The organism is Lentzea californiensis (genome assembly GCF_024648825.1).
Classification (GTDB): domain Bacteria; phylum Actinomycetota; class Actinomycetes; order Mycobacteriales; family Pseudonocardiaceae; genus Lentzea; species Lentzea californiensis.
In genome coordinates this window covers 247,857-261,551 of the sequence record NZ_JANBBE010000005.1, presented here as the reverse complement: position 1 = coordinate 261,551, position 13,695 = coordinate 247,857, and the positions used below count along the sequence as shown (strand labels likewise).

Annotated in this window: 13 protein-coding genes; 6 read left to right on the top strand and 7 right to left on the bottom strand. The window is 68.3% G+C overall.

The features are described from left to right. The first annotated feature begins 2 nt into the window (after positions 1-2). A complete protein-coding gene (locus LX88_RS20745; protein ID WP_258949438.1) occupies positions 3-467 on the top strand; it encodes a GtrA family protein in 465 nt (154 codons plus the stop codon). Between the two features lies 1 nt (position 468). Here LX88_RS20745 and LX88_RS20740 read toward each other — a convergent pair whose 3' ends face one another. Both LX88_RS20740 and LX88_RS20735 read right to left on the bottom strand, forming a co-directional pair. Then, on the bottom strand, positions 469-714 hold the full coding sequence (locus LX88_RS20740; protein WP_258949437.1) for a DUF2630 family protein: 246 nt from the start codon (positions 712-714) through the stop codon (positions 469-471). A gap of 39 nt (positions 715-753) precedes the next feature. Beyond that, positions 754-930, bottom strand: coding sequence for a VOC family protein (locus LX88_RS20735; RefSeq protein ID WP_258949436.1), 177 nt, complete (start codon positions 928-930; stop codon positions 754-756). Positions 931-1,150: 220 nt separating this feature from the next. Between LX88_RS20735 and LX88_RS20730 the strand changes: the two genes are divergently transcribed. Genes LX88_RS20730 through LX88_RS20720 form a run of 3 tightly spaced genes read left to right on the top strand, consistent with a single transcriptional unit; the run spans position 1,151 to position 2,971 of the window. Further along, a complete protein-coding gene (locus tag LX88_RS20730) occupies positions 1,151-2,008 on the top strand; it encodes a lytic polysaccharide monooxygenase (RefSeq protein ID WP_258949435.1) in 858 nt (285 codons plus the stop codon). Continuing rightward, positions 2,008-2,541 (top strand): DUF305 domain-containing protein, encoded by a 534-nt coding sequence (locus tag LX88_RS20725; RefSeq protein WP_258949434.1) that lies wholly within the window; start codon positions 2,008-2,010, stop codon positions 2,539-2,541. The genes LX88_RS20730 and LX88_RS20725 overlap by 1 nt, the downstream gene beginning before the upstream one ends. Positions 2,542-2,575: 34 nt before the next feature. After that, on the top strand, positions 2,576-2,971 hold the full coding sequence (locus LX88_RS20720; protein ID WP_258949433.1) for a PRC-barrel domain containing protein: 396 nt from the start codon (positions 2,576-2,578) through the stop codon (positions 2,969-2,971). Between the two features lie 894 nt (positions 2,972-3,865). Here the strand turns inward: LX88_RS20720 and cysC are convergent. From cysC to LX88_RS20695, 5 genes are all read right to left on the bottom strand, one after another. Then, positions 3,866-5,743, bottom strand: coding sequence for an adenylyl-sulfate kinase (cysC, locus tag LX88_RS20715; RefSeq protein WP_258949432.1), 1,878 nt, complete (start codon positions 5,741-5,743; stop codon positions 3,866-3,868). Beyond that, entirely contained in the window at positions 5,743-6,633 is an 891-nt protein-coding gene (gene cysD, locus LX88_RS20710; RefSeq protein WP_258949431.1) for a sulfate adenylyltransferase subunit CysD, read from the bottom strand. The genes cysC and cysD overlap by 1 nt, the downstream gene beginning before the upstream one ends. Positions 6,634-6,705: 72 nt before the next feature. Beyond that, entirely contained in the window at positions 6,706-7,431 is a 726-nt protein-coding gene (locus LX88_RS20705; protein ID WP_258949430.1) for a sulfotransferase-like domain-containing protein, read from the bottom strand. Next, positions 7,428-8,411 carry an aldo/keto reductase gene (locus LX88_RS20700; protein ID WP_258949429.1) on the bottom strand — a complete coding sequence of 328 codons (984 nt, stop codon included), beginning with the start codon at positions 8,409-8,411 and terminating at the stop codon, positions 7,428-7,430. Before LX88_RS20700 ends, LX88_RS20705 begins: the two co-directional genes overlap by 4 nt. Then, positions 8,404-9,591, bottom strand: coding sequence for an argininosuccinate synthase domain-containing protein (locus tag LX88_RS20695; protein WP_258949428.1), 1,188 nt, complete (start codon positions 9,589-9,591; stop codon positions 8,404-8,406). Before LX88_RS20695 ends, LX88_RS20700 begins: the two co-directional genes overlap by 8 nt. A 954-nt stretch (positions 9,592-10,545) precedes the next feature. Here LX88_RS20695 and LX88_RS20690 point away from each other — a divergent pair. Further along, positions 10,546-13,509 (top strand): non-ribosomal peptide synthetase, encoded by a 2,964-nt coding sequence (locus LX88_RS20690; RefSeq protein ID WP_258949427.1) that lies wholly within the window; start codon positions 10,546-10,548, stop codon positions 13,507-13,509. 5 nt (positions 13,510-13,514) lie between these two features. Beyond that, on the top strand, positions 13,515-13,691 hold the full coding sequence (locus LX88_RS20685; protein WP_258949426.1) for an MbtH family protein: 177 nt from the start codon (positions 13,515-13,517) through the stop codon (positions 13,689-13,691). The last annotated feature ends 4 nt before the right edge of the window (positions 13,692-13,695 follow it).

The following is a 13,695-nucleotide window of genomic DNA, read 5'->3' as shown; positions in this document are numbered from 1 at the left end:
CGATGAACGACCAAGACCTCGGCACGAGGTTCCACGACCTGATGGAAGTCGTGGTGAGGCGGCTGCCGTTCGGCCTGTCCCGCGTCGTGGCGCCGAGCCTGCTCGGGTTCGCCCTGATCAACGGGTTCACGTTCGGCGTCGACCTGCTGCTGCTCACCGCGTTCCGCAGCGGCCTCGGCCTGCCGGTGCCGCTCGCGTTCACGATCGCCTACGTGCTCGCGTTCGGCCTGAGCTTCGTGCTCAACCGGGCGCTGAACTTCCGCTCGCACGCGCCGGTCGGGCCGCAGGCGGGCCTGTACGCCGTCGCGATCACGATCAACTACCTGGCGTTCATCCTCGGCGTCGGCAGCGCGCTGACCGAGATCGGCCTGCAGTACCACCTGTCCCGGATCGTCGCCGGCGCGTGTGAGGCCGCGTTCATGTACAGCGTGATGCGCTGGGTCATCTTCCGCGACGGCAGGGACTGATTTACTGCAGGTAGCCCTCGACCTCGCCGACCGAGCGGGCGGGGACGTCCTCGGCGTTCTCGCCCTGCGAGCGGGCCGAACGGCGCCGCCGCAGCAGGTCCCAGCACTGGTCGAGAGCTTCTTCCAGGGAGCGCAGCCGAGCGTGCTCCTCGTCGGTGGAGATCTCCCCGGCCGCGAGCTGCTGGCGCAACTTGTGCTCCTCGTCGACCAGCTCGTTGATGCGGCCCAGCACGTTCTCGTCGCTCATCTGCGCCTGTCCCGTCTCGAAGCAGCTGATCTCCCGACTCTACGACGATCTGGCGGCGTCCGCCCGGACCTGCGGCAGCGCCGCCAGCGACAGGCTGTTGCCGTCCGGGTCCAGCACCTCGACGTGCCGCACGCCGTTGGAGTACGTCTCGACGGGCTCGTGCCGGACCCCGTGGGCGGCGAGTCGTTCCAGCGCCCCGTCGAACTCGGTCAGCACACCCCGAACGTGACCATCGAGCCGCCCACGCGGGACGACCGGACGTCACGGGCGTCGAGCACGACGTACGCGCTCTCTTCCACCTGAAGGTCGATTCGTCCGATCGGTCCAAGCGACTGGTTCAACCAATTGTTTACACTCGTGAACAGGGCCGCCGACCCGTCACGCGCACCACCTCCCTCGTGGAAGTGGTCGCCACCTCCGCCTGCCAGGAGGCGTTGTGAAGACACGTACCCGGCTAGCCCTAGCGAGTCTCTCCGCCACCACCGCGGTCGTCGTCGCGTTCATCGTCCCCACGACGCCCGCGATCGCCCACGGCACGATGTCCGACCCGGCCAGCCGCGTCTACACGTGCAAGAACGAGGGTCCTGAGACCCCGAAGTCCGACGCCTGCAAGGCGGCCGTGGCCGCAGGAGGAACGCAGGCGTACTACGACTGGAACGAGGTCTCGTTGCTCGAGGCCGGCGGGCGCCACCGCCAGCTCATCCCGGACGGCAAGCTCTGCAGCGCGGGCCGCGACAAGTACCGCGGTCTCGACCTGCAACGCGCCGACTGGCCCGCCAAACGGGTCTCGCCGGGACCGCTGACCGTGACGTACCACGCGTCGGCACCCCACTCGAACAGCAACTTCGAGTTCTACATCACCAGGGACGGCTGGAACCCGACGCAGCCGCTGCGCTGGTCGGACCTCGTGCACATCCAGACGTTCAACGGCCAGAACCCCAGCACGTTCACGAACTGGACGCTGACCATCCCGAACCGCTCGGGACGTCACGTCCTCTACTCGATCTGGCAGCGCGTGGTCGGCAGCAACGAGGCGTTCTACACGTGCTCGGACGTCGACTTCGGCGGCGGCACCACGAACCCGCCGACGACCACCACCACGACGACCCAGCCGCCGACGACCACGACCACCACGACCCAGCCGCCGGTGGGCGGGACGTGGGCCGCGGGCACGACCTACTCGGTCGGCAACCGCGTCACCTACAACGGTGTGAACTACGAGTGCCAGCTCGCGCACACCGCCATCTCCGGCTGGGAACCGCCGGCCACGCCCGCACTGTGGCGACGCCTCTGATGCGGTTCTTCTTGCTGGCGCTCGCCTTCGTGGTGTCCGGCTGCGCGGCCACGCAGCCGGACGCCGTGTTGCGCGGCGATCCGCTGGACGTGATGTTCCTGCAGATGATGCTGCCCCATCACCAGCAGGGAGTGGAGATGGTCGCCCTCGCGCGCGACCGGGCGCAGAACGAGGAACTGCGCGTGCTGGCGGCCGCGATCGCGCAGACCCAGGCGGCCGAGGCCGACACGATGAAGGGCTGGCTGACGTCGTGGGGTGAACCGCTGACGGCACCGCCGGACTCGCACACGGGTCACGGCGGCATGCGGCAGTCCGATCCCGAGGAGGTGGCGCGACTGACCGCGTTGCGCGGCGCGGAGTTCGACCAGCGCCTGCTCAACGTCATGATCGCCCACCAGGACGACGCCGTGCAGATGGCGCGGTGGGAGACCGGCAGTGGCGCCGACCCGGAGGTGAAGGACCTCGCGGACCGGATAGACAAGTCCCGCACCGCGCAGATCGGCATGATGAAGAAGTTCCTCGACCGGGTCTAGCGGGGTACCCCATGGCGGACCGAAGGAGGCCGACATGCAACCCGTCCCGTTCCTCCCGTGGGTGTGGCGCGACCCGTCGTGGGCCGGTGAACCGGACCACGACCAGAACCTCGCGGACCGTCCCGACACCGGCCTGATCGGCTACGAGGTCGAGGCCACCGACGGTGGTATCGGCAAGATCGACGAGGACAACGCCAAGGTGCCGCACGACTGCCTGATGGTCGACACCGGGCCGTGGATCTTCGGCCGCAAGGTCGTGCTCCCGGTCGGCACCGTGCGGCACGTGGACCACGCGGAACGCAAGGTCCACGTCGACCGCACGAAGGAGCAGATCAAGAACGCTCCGGAGTACGACGCGGACGACCACGACACGTACCGCAAGAGCACCGACGACTACTACGCCGAGAGTTATCGCACCGACCCGCGCTGACCTGTGAAAAAGCGACTCTTGCAGGTCAGCACGGGCCCGTTCGAGTTCGTTCAGGACCGTACTGGAACGTCCAACGCGTGGTTCTGCTCCCCGTTGCTTCCCGAGCGTGCTCCCAATAGCCGACAAACCCCTTCCAGCAACCGTCGAGAGGTCAGTCCTCCAAGGGAGCGTCCGAGGTGGGCGCCAGACGGCCAACCTGTACCAGCATCATTCCGGCTGCTGAGCGACGCGATCAGGGGCAAGAAGGCCAGCGGTGCCCGCAACGCGGCCAGCTTGATTGCGTTGCCCAGCACCACCTCAAGCTCGGTTTCGAACGCGGCGTCGCCGGTGAGCCGCGGCTCTGGCGTTGCTACCTCAAGTCGGAGTCCTCCAATCGGACGACCGCGCACACGGCTACCGAAACGACAGCCCGTCGAACAGCCCATCATCACGGAGGCGCCGGGGGCAGGTGCCGGCTGATCTACGTCTTGCCCGTCAACGAGGCCTCCGCCGCGGCGGGGGCCTCGTTGCGTTCGACGACTAGTCGACAGCTTTCGCGGAGGCCGCCGACGTCACGGTGATCGACCAGCAGCCGTCTCGCTGTGACGAGGCGCCTCATCTGTCACATGAGCGAGCTACTTGTCACCAGCGGCCGGCCAAGTGGCGACATTCGTTGATTCGGTGTCCTTCGGGGTCCGGGGCCGGCGAGTCGTCCTACCGATGCCTGCTGACCTGCACGGACGCGTTTCTCGGCACGTAGAACGCAAGGGCCTGGCGGAGGCGGGGGCCATGGTGGCAGCAGAACTTCGGGGCGTGGCCGACGAGAAGTCCTCGCCGGCCACGCCCCGATCGTGAACGACCGCGCTTTCTTCCCCGTGCCGGCCTGATGCGGTGGTCGACCTCGGTGAACGGGCCTCAACCAGTCAGCAAGGCGCAGAGCCGCTCCGTCGCCTCGTCGAGCGAACCGGAGCCGTCGATCACCAGGTCGGGGTGTTCCGGCGGCTCATAGTTCTGGCCGACACCAGTCAGATTCGGCAGGGTGCCGGCCTTCGCCTTGGCGTACAGGCCCTTCGTGTCCCGGCTCGTGCACACGTCGATCGGCGTGTTCACCCAGACCTCGGCGAAGTCGCCCGGTTGGAACAGCCCCTTGGCCACCGCCCGGTCCGTTCGGAACGGCGAGACCAGCGCGACGATCACGATCAGTCCGGCGTCCAGCAGGACGCGGCTCACCTCGGCCACCCGGCGCACGTTCTCCGCGCGGTCCTGAGGGGTGAACCCGAGGTCCTTGTTCAGCCTGCTTCGAACGTTGTCGCCGTCCAGGACGTAGGTGTGCAGACCCGAGGCGTGCAGCCGCCGCTCCAGGGCGTCGGCGATCGTCGACTTGCCGGAGCTCGGCAGACCGGTCAACCACACCACCTTGGCCTGTTGCCCCTTCAACCGCTGCCTGGCGTCGCGGTTGACGGTGTAGTCGTGCGGAACGACGTTGCGCCCCCGCCTCAGCGCGTGCCGGACCATGCCGGCCGCCACGGTCTCCTTGCTCACCCGGTCCACGAGCAGGAAGCTGCCCGTGTCCCGGCAGTCCCGGTAGCTCTCCAGGCAAACCGGGCTGTCGGTGGTCAGCTCGACCGTGCCGATGTCGTTGAGGTCGAGGGTGCGGGCTGCGTACTGCTTGCCGGACACCACGTCCAGCCTGCCGCGCACGCTGGTGATCACGGCGGGCACGATCCGCGACCCGACCAGCATCAGGTAGGAGCGGCCGTGCCGCAGTGGCTCCTCGGCGGTCCAGACCAGAGTGGCGGAGCACGCCGTCGCCGGGGCCAGCCCGTCGTCGAGGGCGTCCGACGTGGTCAGCAGGTCCCCGCGACGGACATCGACGTCGTCGGTCAGGGTAACCGTCACCGGGGTGCCGGGGTCTGCCCGGTCGAGAGCGGCGCCGCCGGGGCCCAGCAGCCGGTCGATCTTCGACGTCACACCGCTGGCTGCGACCGCGACGGTGCTGCCCGCCCGGACCGAGCCGCCGACCACCGTGCCCGCGAAACCGCGGAACTGGTCCGCCCGGATCACGTACTGGACGGGCAGCCGGTAGCCGCCGCCGTCCGATCGCGGCCGGGCGGCCGATTGCGCCTGGCCGTCCCCTCGAGGCCGGTTGTTCAGCTCCCAGGTCGCCAGCGCGTCGAGCAGCGTCTGCCCGTCGTACCAGGGCAGGTTCGGCGACGGTTCGACGACGTTGTCCCCGTCGAGCGCGCTGGCCGGTATCACGCTCGCCGCCACCTCGAGGCCGGCCGCCGCAGACCGCACCTCGCTCGCGAGCTTCTCGAACACCTTCTGGTCGTAGTTCACCCCGTCGAGCTTGTTGACCACCGCGATGACGGAACGCACGCCCATCAGCGCGCAGATCGCCAGGTGCCGGTGGGTCTGTTCACGCACCCCCTTCGTGGCGTCCACGAGCAGGACGGCGACGTCCGCGGTGGATGCCGCCACCGCCATGTTGCGGGTGTACTGCTCGTGTCCCGGCGCGTCGGCGATGATCACCCGGCGCCCGGACGGCAGGTCCAGGAAGCGGTAGGCGACGTCGATGGTGATGCCCTGCTCGTGCTCTGCCTCCAATCCGTCGGTCAGCAGCGAGTAGTCCACCATTCCGGCCGGGATCGTGGACCCGCCGCGCCTGGTTCGCCTCGCGTAGTCGAGCTCGTCCTCGTTGGCGCCGCCGCTAGTGGCGAGCAGCCGGCCGATGAGGGTGGACTTGCCGTCGTCGACCGAGCCGCACGCCACCACTCGAAGCACGGAAACCATCAGAAGTAACCCTCCGACTTCTTGCTCTCCATGGACGTGCCGCCCTCACCGTCGATGAGCCGGCCCGCACGCTCGGACCTCCGGTCGAGCCGCATCTCGTCGATGACTTCTTCGACGTTCTCGGCCTTCGACTCGACGGCTGCGGTCAGCGGGTAGCAGCCGAGCGTGCGGAACCGCACGTGGCGCGGCTGCGGTTGCTCGCCCGGTTCCAGCGGGAAGCGATCGTCGTCCACCATGATCAACGATCCCTCCCGTTCGACGACCGGGCGTGGTGCGGCGAAGTACAGCGGCACCACGGCGATGTTCTCCCGCTGGATGTACCGCCAGATGTCCAGCTCCGTCCAGTTCGACAGCGGGAACACCCGCATCGTCTGGCCCTCGGCCAGCTCGGTGTTCGCCCGCCTCCAGAACTCTGGGCGCTGCGAGCGCGGCTCCCAGCGGTGGCCGGGCTCGCGGAGCGAGAAGATCCTCTCCTTGGCCCGCGAGCGCTCCTCGTCGCGCCGCGCTCCGCCGATCGCCGCGTCGAACCCGCTCTCGTCGAGCGCCCGGCGCAGTGTGACGGTCTTCATGATCCGTGTGTACTCGTGCGCGCCGTGGGTGAACGGCGTCGCGCCCTCCGGGTTGGTGTGCACCCTGAGGTCGAGCCTCAGCCGCTTGGCTATGTCGTCCCGGAAGGCGATCATCTCGCGAAACTTCCAGCCCGTGTCGACGTGCAGCACGGGGAACGGCATCCGGCCGGGCGCGAACGCCTTGGTCGCCAGATGCAGCAGCACCGAGGAGTCCTTGCCGATCGAGTACAACAGCACCGGTCGGCGAAATGCCCCGGCGACCTCGCGCAGCACATGGATCGCCTCGGCCTCGAGCACGTCCAAGACGCCTTCTTCGGCCATATGTCGGCCCTCCGTCGTCAGTCACGCTGATAGACCTGATCAATTTGTGTCACGACGCACGCGCGGTCCGCGCTAGACCGCGAGGCGGTGACGAGAGAGCGCCTCGTAAAAGGGCGCGTGGTGCTCGGCGACGCGGCGCAGGTGCTCGTTGGTGTCGGGCGTCTCGCGCCGCTTGGGCGCCTTGACTTCCAGCCCGCTGCTCTCGGCCACGTCCGCGTGCCACCGGGCCGTGCGCTCCCAGTTCGCCCCCCGGCCGGGGTCCCAGCTCATCGCCTCGGGCATGAACTCCAGCCCGACCCGCTCGCAATACGCCCGGACCGTCGCCTCCGGGTTGGCCACCAGGTCGTCTCCGTCGATCACCAGCGGGAGCTCGCCGGTGGCCGACCGCACGGCTTCGAAGATGTCGCGCAGGTATTCGAACCCGTACTCGTCCAGAGTGGCCTCCGGGTTCATGGCGTAGTGCGACGAGATCGCACCCCGCGGCTCCCGGATCATGAAGGTGTTGATGACGTCGGTGAACAAGCGCTCGTCTTCGAGCAGCGCCGTGTACTTGTAGTCGGAGGTGTCCTTGACGAACACCCGCCGGTCGTTGGCGTTGACGTCGAGAACCACGTCGAGCAGTTCCGTCGCCGAGGTCGCTTCCCGGCCCGCGAACTCGAAGTGGCCGTCCAGTTGCAGGTACGAGAACGGCTCGTGGGCCACCTCGAGATCACCGCGCTCCAGCATGATCCGCAGGAACGCCGTGGACCGTGACCGGGGCACGGCCCACAGCACGATGGGCTTCGGCGCGGCGCTCATTGCGACCACTCCGTGGGTTCGCGGTCCCAGCGGTGTTCGCGCAAGCTCGCCATCAGCTCCTCGCTCAGCGGCTCGGCGTCGCTGGTGGTGACGTTGGCGTGCACGTGCCTGGGATTGCGCATGCCGGGGATGACGGTGGTGACGTCGGGGTTCTGGAGGATGAAGCGCAGAGCGAGTTCGGGCATGGTCATGCCCTCGGGCACGATCCGGGCCAGTCGTTCGGCGCGCTCCACGCTCGGGACGAGGTTCTCGGGAACGAAGTAGGTGTTGCGCCAGTCGCCTTCGCTCCAGCGGCTGTCGCGGGTGAGGGTGCCGGTGAGCGTGCCCTCGTCGAAGGGCACCCTGGCGATCACCGCGACGTCCAGCTCACGGCACGCCGGGAAGAGCTCGTCCTCGGGAGCCTGGTCGAAGATGTTGTAGATGACCTGCACCGAGTCGATCAGCCCGGTTTTCAGCGTCTCGAGCACGTTCCACGGTTCCCACCGGTTGACGCTGATACCGACGCCCTTGATCAGTCCACGTTCCTTCATCTTGATGATGGGGTCCTGCCACGCCGGGTCGTGCGCCCAGGCGTCCTCCCAGACGTGGAACTGGAACAGGTCCACGGACGGCACGCCGAGCCCTTCGAGGCTGCGGTGCAGGTAGTCCCAGAGGTGGTTCGGCGGGAACACCTCGGACAGCTGGGACTCGCGGGTGGACGGCCACTTGCAGTCCTTGGGCGGGACCTTGGTCGCGACGTGGAGCCGGCGGTCCGGGTGCCGCTTGATCAGCTGCCCGAGCATCTCCTCGCTGTGCCCGCGGCCGTAGATCCACGCGGTGTCGAAGAAGTTGCACCCGAGCCGCACGGCCTCGTCGAGCGCGGCGTTGCCGGTCTCGTCGTCGGCACCGGTCCATCCACCCTCGCCGCCGGCTACGCCCCACATGCCGTAGCCGACATCGCCGACCATCCAGCCCAGTCGGCCGAATCGACGCTCACGCATCGCTTCCCCCTCCTGTGGTCGAAAGGAGGGGTGCCTCGCTCCAGCGGTTGCCACCCGAGCCGAACCGGGTCTGCTGCACCACGCCGTCCGCGACCTTCGTCCCTTCGACATGGACGACGCCCCGGTGGACGGACAGGGTCACGCTGCCGCTGACCTCGCCGACGAGCCGGTCGATCGCGTCTCGCGCCGCCCGTGCGGCCGGCTCCAGCCACCGGGCCTCGTACATCGCGGAGCCCAGGACGGCGGCCATCCGGTCGTAGAGTTCGCGCCCGGCCGCGTCGAGGGCGGTCTGCAGGATGCGGGTCCACGCGTGGTCGAGCAGTTCCAGGCCGGGCGCCTCGTAGATGCCGCGGCACACCGTGCCGATGATGCGGCGCTCGACCACGTCACGCAGCCAGATACCGTGCCGCGCACCAATGTCGTTCGCCCGTGTCATCCACTCGACCGGGTCGGGTCCGCTGCCGTTGACGTCGGCGACCCGTCCGTCGCGGAAGGTGACCGTGACGGTCTCGGGCTCGGCCGCGGTCTGCCTGGGCCACTCGCTCCACCGCGGATCGAGCCGGGTGACCGGCGTCTCGAGGTCTTCCAGTTCGGCCGACTCGTGCGAGCTGCCGGCGAGGTTGGCGTCGGTTGACCGCTCGGCGCCGCTACCGCGGTCGAGGTGCAAATCGTGCTCCACCACCGCTTTGAGCATGGCCTCGCGATCGGGGAACCGGCCGAGCGCCTGTGGGATCGTCCACGGTTCGATGACGGACAGTTCCGGCGCTACCTGGGCTCCGTAGCGCGCGAAGCGGCGCTGGTCGTTACCCCCGCCGACGCAGCCGTGGGCGAACGCCTGGCATCCGTCCGCCCGCATCAGCGGCGCGAGCTCGCTGACGAGCACGAAACGCGCGGCGCCGGTGGTGTTCCAGTAGCCGCCGTCGTGGCGGGCTTGGTACCGCAAGAGATCCGACGCCACGGCGGCCATCGACGGCCTCAGGTCGACGAAGGTGACCTCAGCGCCGAACGCGCGCAGAGAAGAGGCGAGCGCGTTCACCTCGGCACGATCCGATTGACCGATGTCGGCGATGTAGTGCCTCGTCGGGGCGGACGATTCGTGGAGCCAGACCCCGACGGCCTGGGAGGAAACTCCACCCGATTGAAATAACCCTATACGTTCATTCCTATCAGCTCTTGACACGAACTCCCCTTACGCTGGCGGACGGACACGCTGGCGGGTGGGCGACTGTGGCGACCAATACGTCGGCCTCCGCCGAGCATAACTTGCGGATCGTGATCCGGCACATCGAGCAGAAGACGCGGCGCCGCCGCACCCGTGCTGTCGGCGCGGTGGACTCCGGTCGCCCCGCCGTCCTTTCGGGACAATTAGCCCCGAGCGAGCTGGGATAAGCGAGCGAGTGCGCGAACGTGAGTGAAGATCATCGTCCACAATGGAACTTGAATAATTGCACTATTTGAGTGACAACGGCTTGGCGGTCGCGTTTCCGGGTACCCGAGCGCCATGGGGTTACACGTTCGGACTGTCGAACAAAGATCAACTGTGCAGTTTCGTTCCTTGGGGGGCATCACCGGCACGACGCCGATAAGGCGTGATCCCGCCGGTGCGGCACAGGCTTCGGATTACCACACTCGTGCGCCATTCATATATCGAATACCTCTGCTCAAGAAGCACGTCGAGCAGGCGTTTCCCGAGCTAGGTGGCCTGCGGCCCCAGAAGCAGAGGGGCCAAGAGGACCACTCATGCCGCCACCGACTGGCGCACATCCGCTGATAACAATGGCGCCAATATGTGGCATCCACACGTTCAGCGGCAACTTTAGGACTTCTACTCGACACAGACTCGTCCGCACCGACAGCACCCGCGAAACCCGGCTACACTGTCCGCAGTCGCCGAACACTTCTTCAACATCCTCGCCACTCGCGTAGGGTCGGCCATGTCCATGCGAAACTCGCCGACCCGATCAGTTGCCGATCCGTCGGCACGAGGGATTCCCGTTCGGATCATGGGAGTGCGATGCAACATCATCAGCAGGAGCACCTGAGCGAACGCGCCTGGAAAGCAATTCACTTACACTTGGGGCCGCAGCGCGAATTCCCCTGGCAAAGCACCGTCCTCGACCTGTTCTGCGGGCAGGTGAAGAGGGCTCCCGACCGTCCCGCCATCCACTACCGGGACACCACGATGAGTTATGCCGATCTCGACGTCGCGGCCAACGTGACCGCCCACCGACTGATCGGCAACGGGGTGTCGAAACTGCAGTTGGTACCCGTATTGGTAGCGGACGGGCCCGAGTTTCCGTCAGCGCTCTTCGGGGTGATGAAGACGGGTTCGGCGTTTGTACCGCTGGATCCGGCCTGGCCGATCGACCGCCTCAAGGCGACCCTGGAGGAACTGTCGCCGCCCGCAGTCGTGGTGTCGCCGGGGACCGTGGGCACCCTCGCCGAGCTGGACTTGGCCCTGCCCGTGGTCATCGTCGACTGCGCGGAACCGCGGCACGCCCCGGCCGAGGCGGCACCCCCGCCAGCCGGCCGAGAACCCGGACCGGAGGACTTGATCTACGGGTTCTTCACCTCCGGCTCGACGGGCACGCCCAAGTGCGCGCTCAACCGCCATCGCGGCCTGGTCAACAGGTTGACCGCGATGTCGCGCCGGTTCGGTGACGGGGCCGATCACGTGACGCTGCAGAACAGCCGGTCGACGTTCGACTCCTCCATGTGGCAGGTGTTGTGGCCACTGGTGTCCGGCGGGCAGGTCGTGCTGCCGCACCGCGACGGGATCCTCGACCTCGAGAAGACCGCCATGACCATCGGGCGCCACGGGGTCACGGTCACCGATTTCGTGCCGTCCGTGCTCGCGGCGTTCGTGTCGCTGCTGGAGCTGCGCGAGGACCTGCGCGCCGCGATGTCGAGCCTGCGGCGCCTGCTGATCGGAGGGGAGACGGCCAACCCCGGCGTGGTGCATCGGCTGCGCGCGCTGCTGCCCGGGATCGAAGTCACCAACACCTTCGGGCCGACGGAGTGCTCGATCGGGTCGGTCTTCCACGACGTCGTGGACGCGGACGTCGACCGGATTCCGCTCGGGCGCCCCATCGACAACACCTCGGCGATCGTGCTTGACGACGGCCTCGAGCCCGTCCCGGTGAACACGTCCGGCGAGGTGTACCTCGGCGGTGAGTGCCTCGGCGCGGGCTACCTCAACGATCCCGAGCGCACCGCGAAAGCCTTCGTGGCCAACCCGTTTCCTGACATCCCGGGAGAGAAGCTGTACCGGACGGGCGACCTGGCACGGGTCGGTGAGGACGGGCTGCTGTACTTCATCGGCCGGCGCGACGAGCAGGTCAAGCTCGGTGGCGTGAGGGTGGAGCTCGGCGACGTCGAGTCGGCTCTGGCCGACCACCCGCTCGTGGGCGACGCGATGGCGGTCGTGGTCGGCGAGGCACCGGAATCCACCCTGGTCGGTTGCGTCACGCCGCGGGTGGAGGGCGAAGAACCCTCTGTGGAGGACATCCGCAAGCACGCGGCGGAGAAGCTGCCGGCGGAGCAGGTCCCGCGAATGATCGCCGTGATCGACGAGCTTCCGCTGAACCACAACGGCAAAGCGGACCGCAAGGCACTGGCCTCGATCATCACCACCGAGACGGCGCAGCACAACGGCTCGGTCGAGGACATCGAGCCGCCAGCCAGCCCGATGGAGGAGCTGCTCTGCTCGGCGTGGTGCGAGGTGCTCAGTCGGGAACAGGTCTCGGTGGTCACACCGTTCTCCGAGTACGGCGGCAACTCGCTGCTCGCGAACCGGCTCACGGTCGCGGTCGGCGCTCGACTGCACAAGCCGGTGCGCCCCAAGGACCTGATCGTCGCGTCGACCGTGCGCGCCCAAGCGGAGCGGCTGACCAAGGGCGTCGACGACGACAGTGCCGAACTGGCCTATGTCGAGCACGACCTGGGGTGGCGTCCACCGCAGACGCTGCTGCTCACCGGTGCGACCGGGTTCGTCGGCGTACACGTCTTCGCCGAGTTGCTGACGACCTCCGATGCCGGACTGATCTGCCTGGTGCGGTGTGCCGATCCGCCCGACGGGGTCCGGCGGCTGATCGAGGTACTGGAGCGGTACCGGCTGACGTCCGCCTGGCGGCTGCTGCCCACGGCGATCGAGACCGGACGGGTCGAGGTGGTCCCCGGCAACCTGGGCAGCGAGCTGCTCGGCCTGCCGCAGTCCCGGTTCGACACGATCGCGTCGACCGTGTCCGGCATCGTCAACGCCGCCGGGGTGGTGAACTTCCTGGCGGGCTACCTGGACCACCGCCCGACCAACGTGCTCAGCGTGCGGGAGCTCATCAAGATCGCCACGGGCGGCGCCCGCGTGCACAACCTGTCGACCCTGAGCATCTTCCCGCCCGGTGGGCCGGACGCCTCGCGCGTCACCGAGGACCAGCTCCCAGAGCCGGACCAAGTCGCCACCGACGGCTACAACCGGTCGAAGTACGTCGCCGAGCACCTGCTCGCCAACGCGCGGCGGCAGGGCGTCGGCTCGGTGGCCTACCGGCTCGGCGAGGTCTGGCCGCACCGCTCGACGGGCGTGGCCAACCCGGATTCCTTGGCGCACAACCTGTTGTACGCGTGCGTGCGCACCGGGTGCGTGTTCCCGACCGGAGCCGCGACCGACATGACCCCGGTGGACGTGGTCAGCCGGTTCGTGGCTCGCGCCGCCACCCGCGACATCGAGGTGCCCGACGGTGCGGTGCACGTGCTGTGGCCGGGGGTGCTGCGCTTCGCCGAAGCGTTCGACGTCCTCGCCGAGCGGTGCCGGCTCGACCGGGTCGGCTACGCGCGGTTCCGCGAGCGCCTGGAGGCCGTCGCCGAGTTCGACGAGAGGCTCGCCCGGCTGCACCTGCTGCTGCCGCCCCCGGTCGACGGCTGCGACCCGGCGCCTGCCGCGTTCGACCTGATGTTCACCGACAGCTCGCGGCAGTTCGACACCGAGCGGTTCAGCCACCACGCGGACTCGGAGGCGCCGGCCGCGGCGGACACGCTCAGGGCGCTCGACCGGTACCTCACCGAACTGGCCGACCTGCCCCCATTGGCGACACAGGAAAGGTAAGCGTTATGGAGGAGAAGTTCGTGGTGGTGACCAACCACGAGGAGCAGTACTCGATCTGGCCCGACGGCAGGGAGATCCCGGACGGCTGGCGTGAGGCCGGGTTCGAAGGCGGCAAGAGCGACTGCCTGGCGCACATCGCGCAGGTGTGGACCGACCTGCGTCCGTTGAGCGCGCGACGGTGAAGGA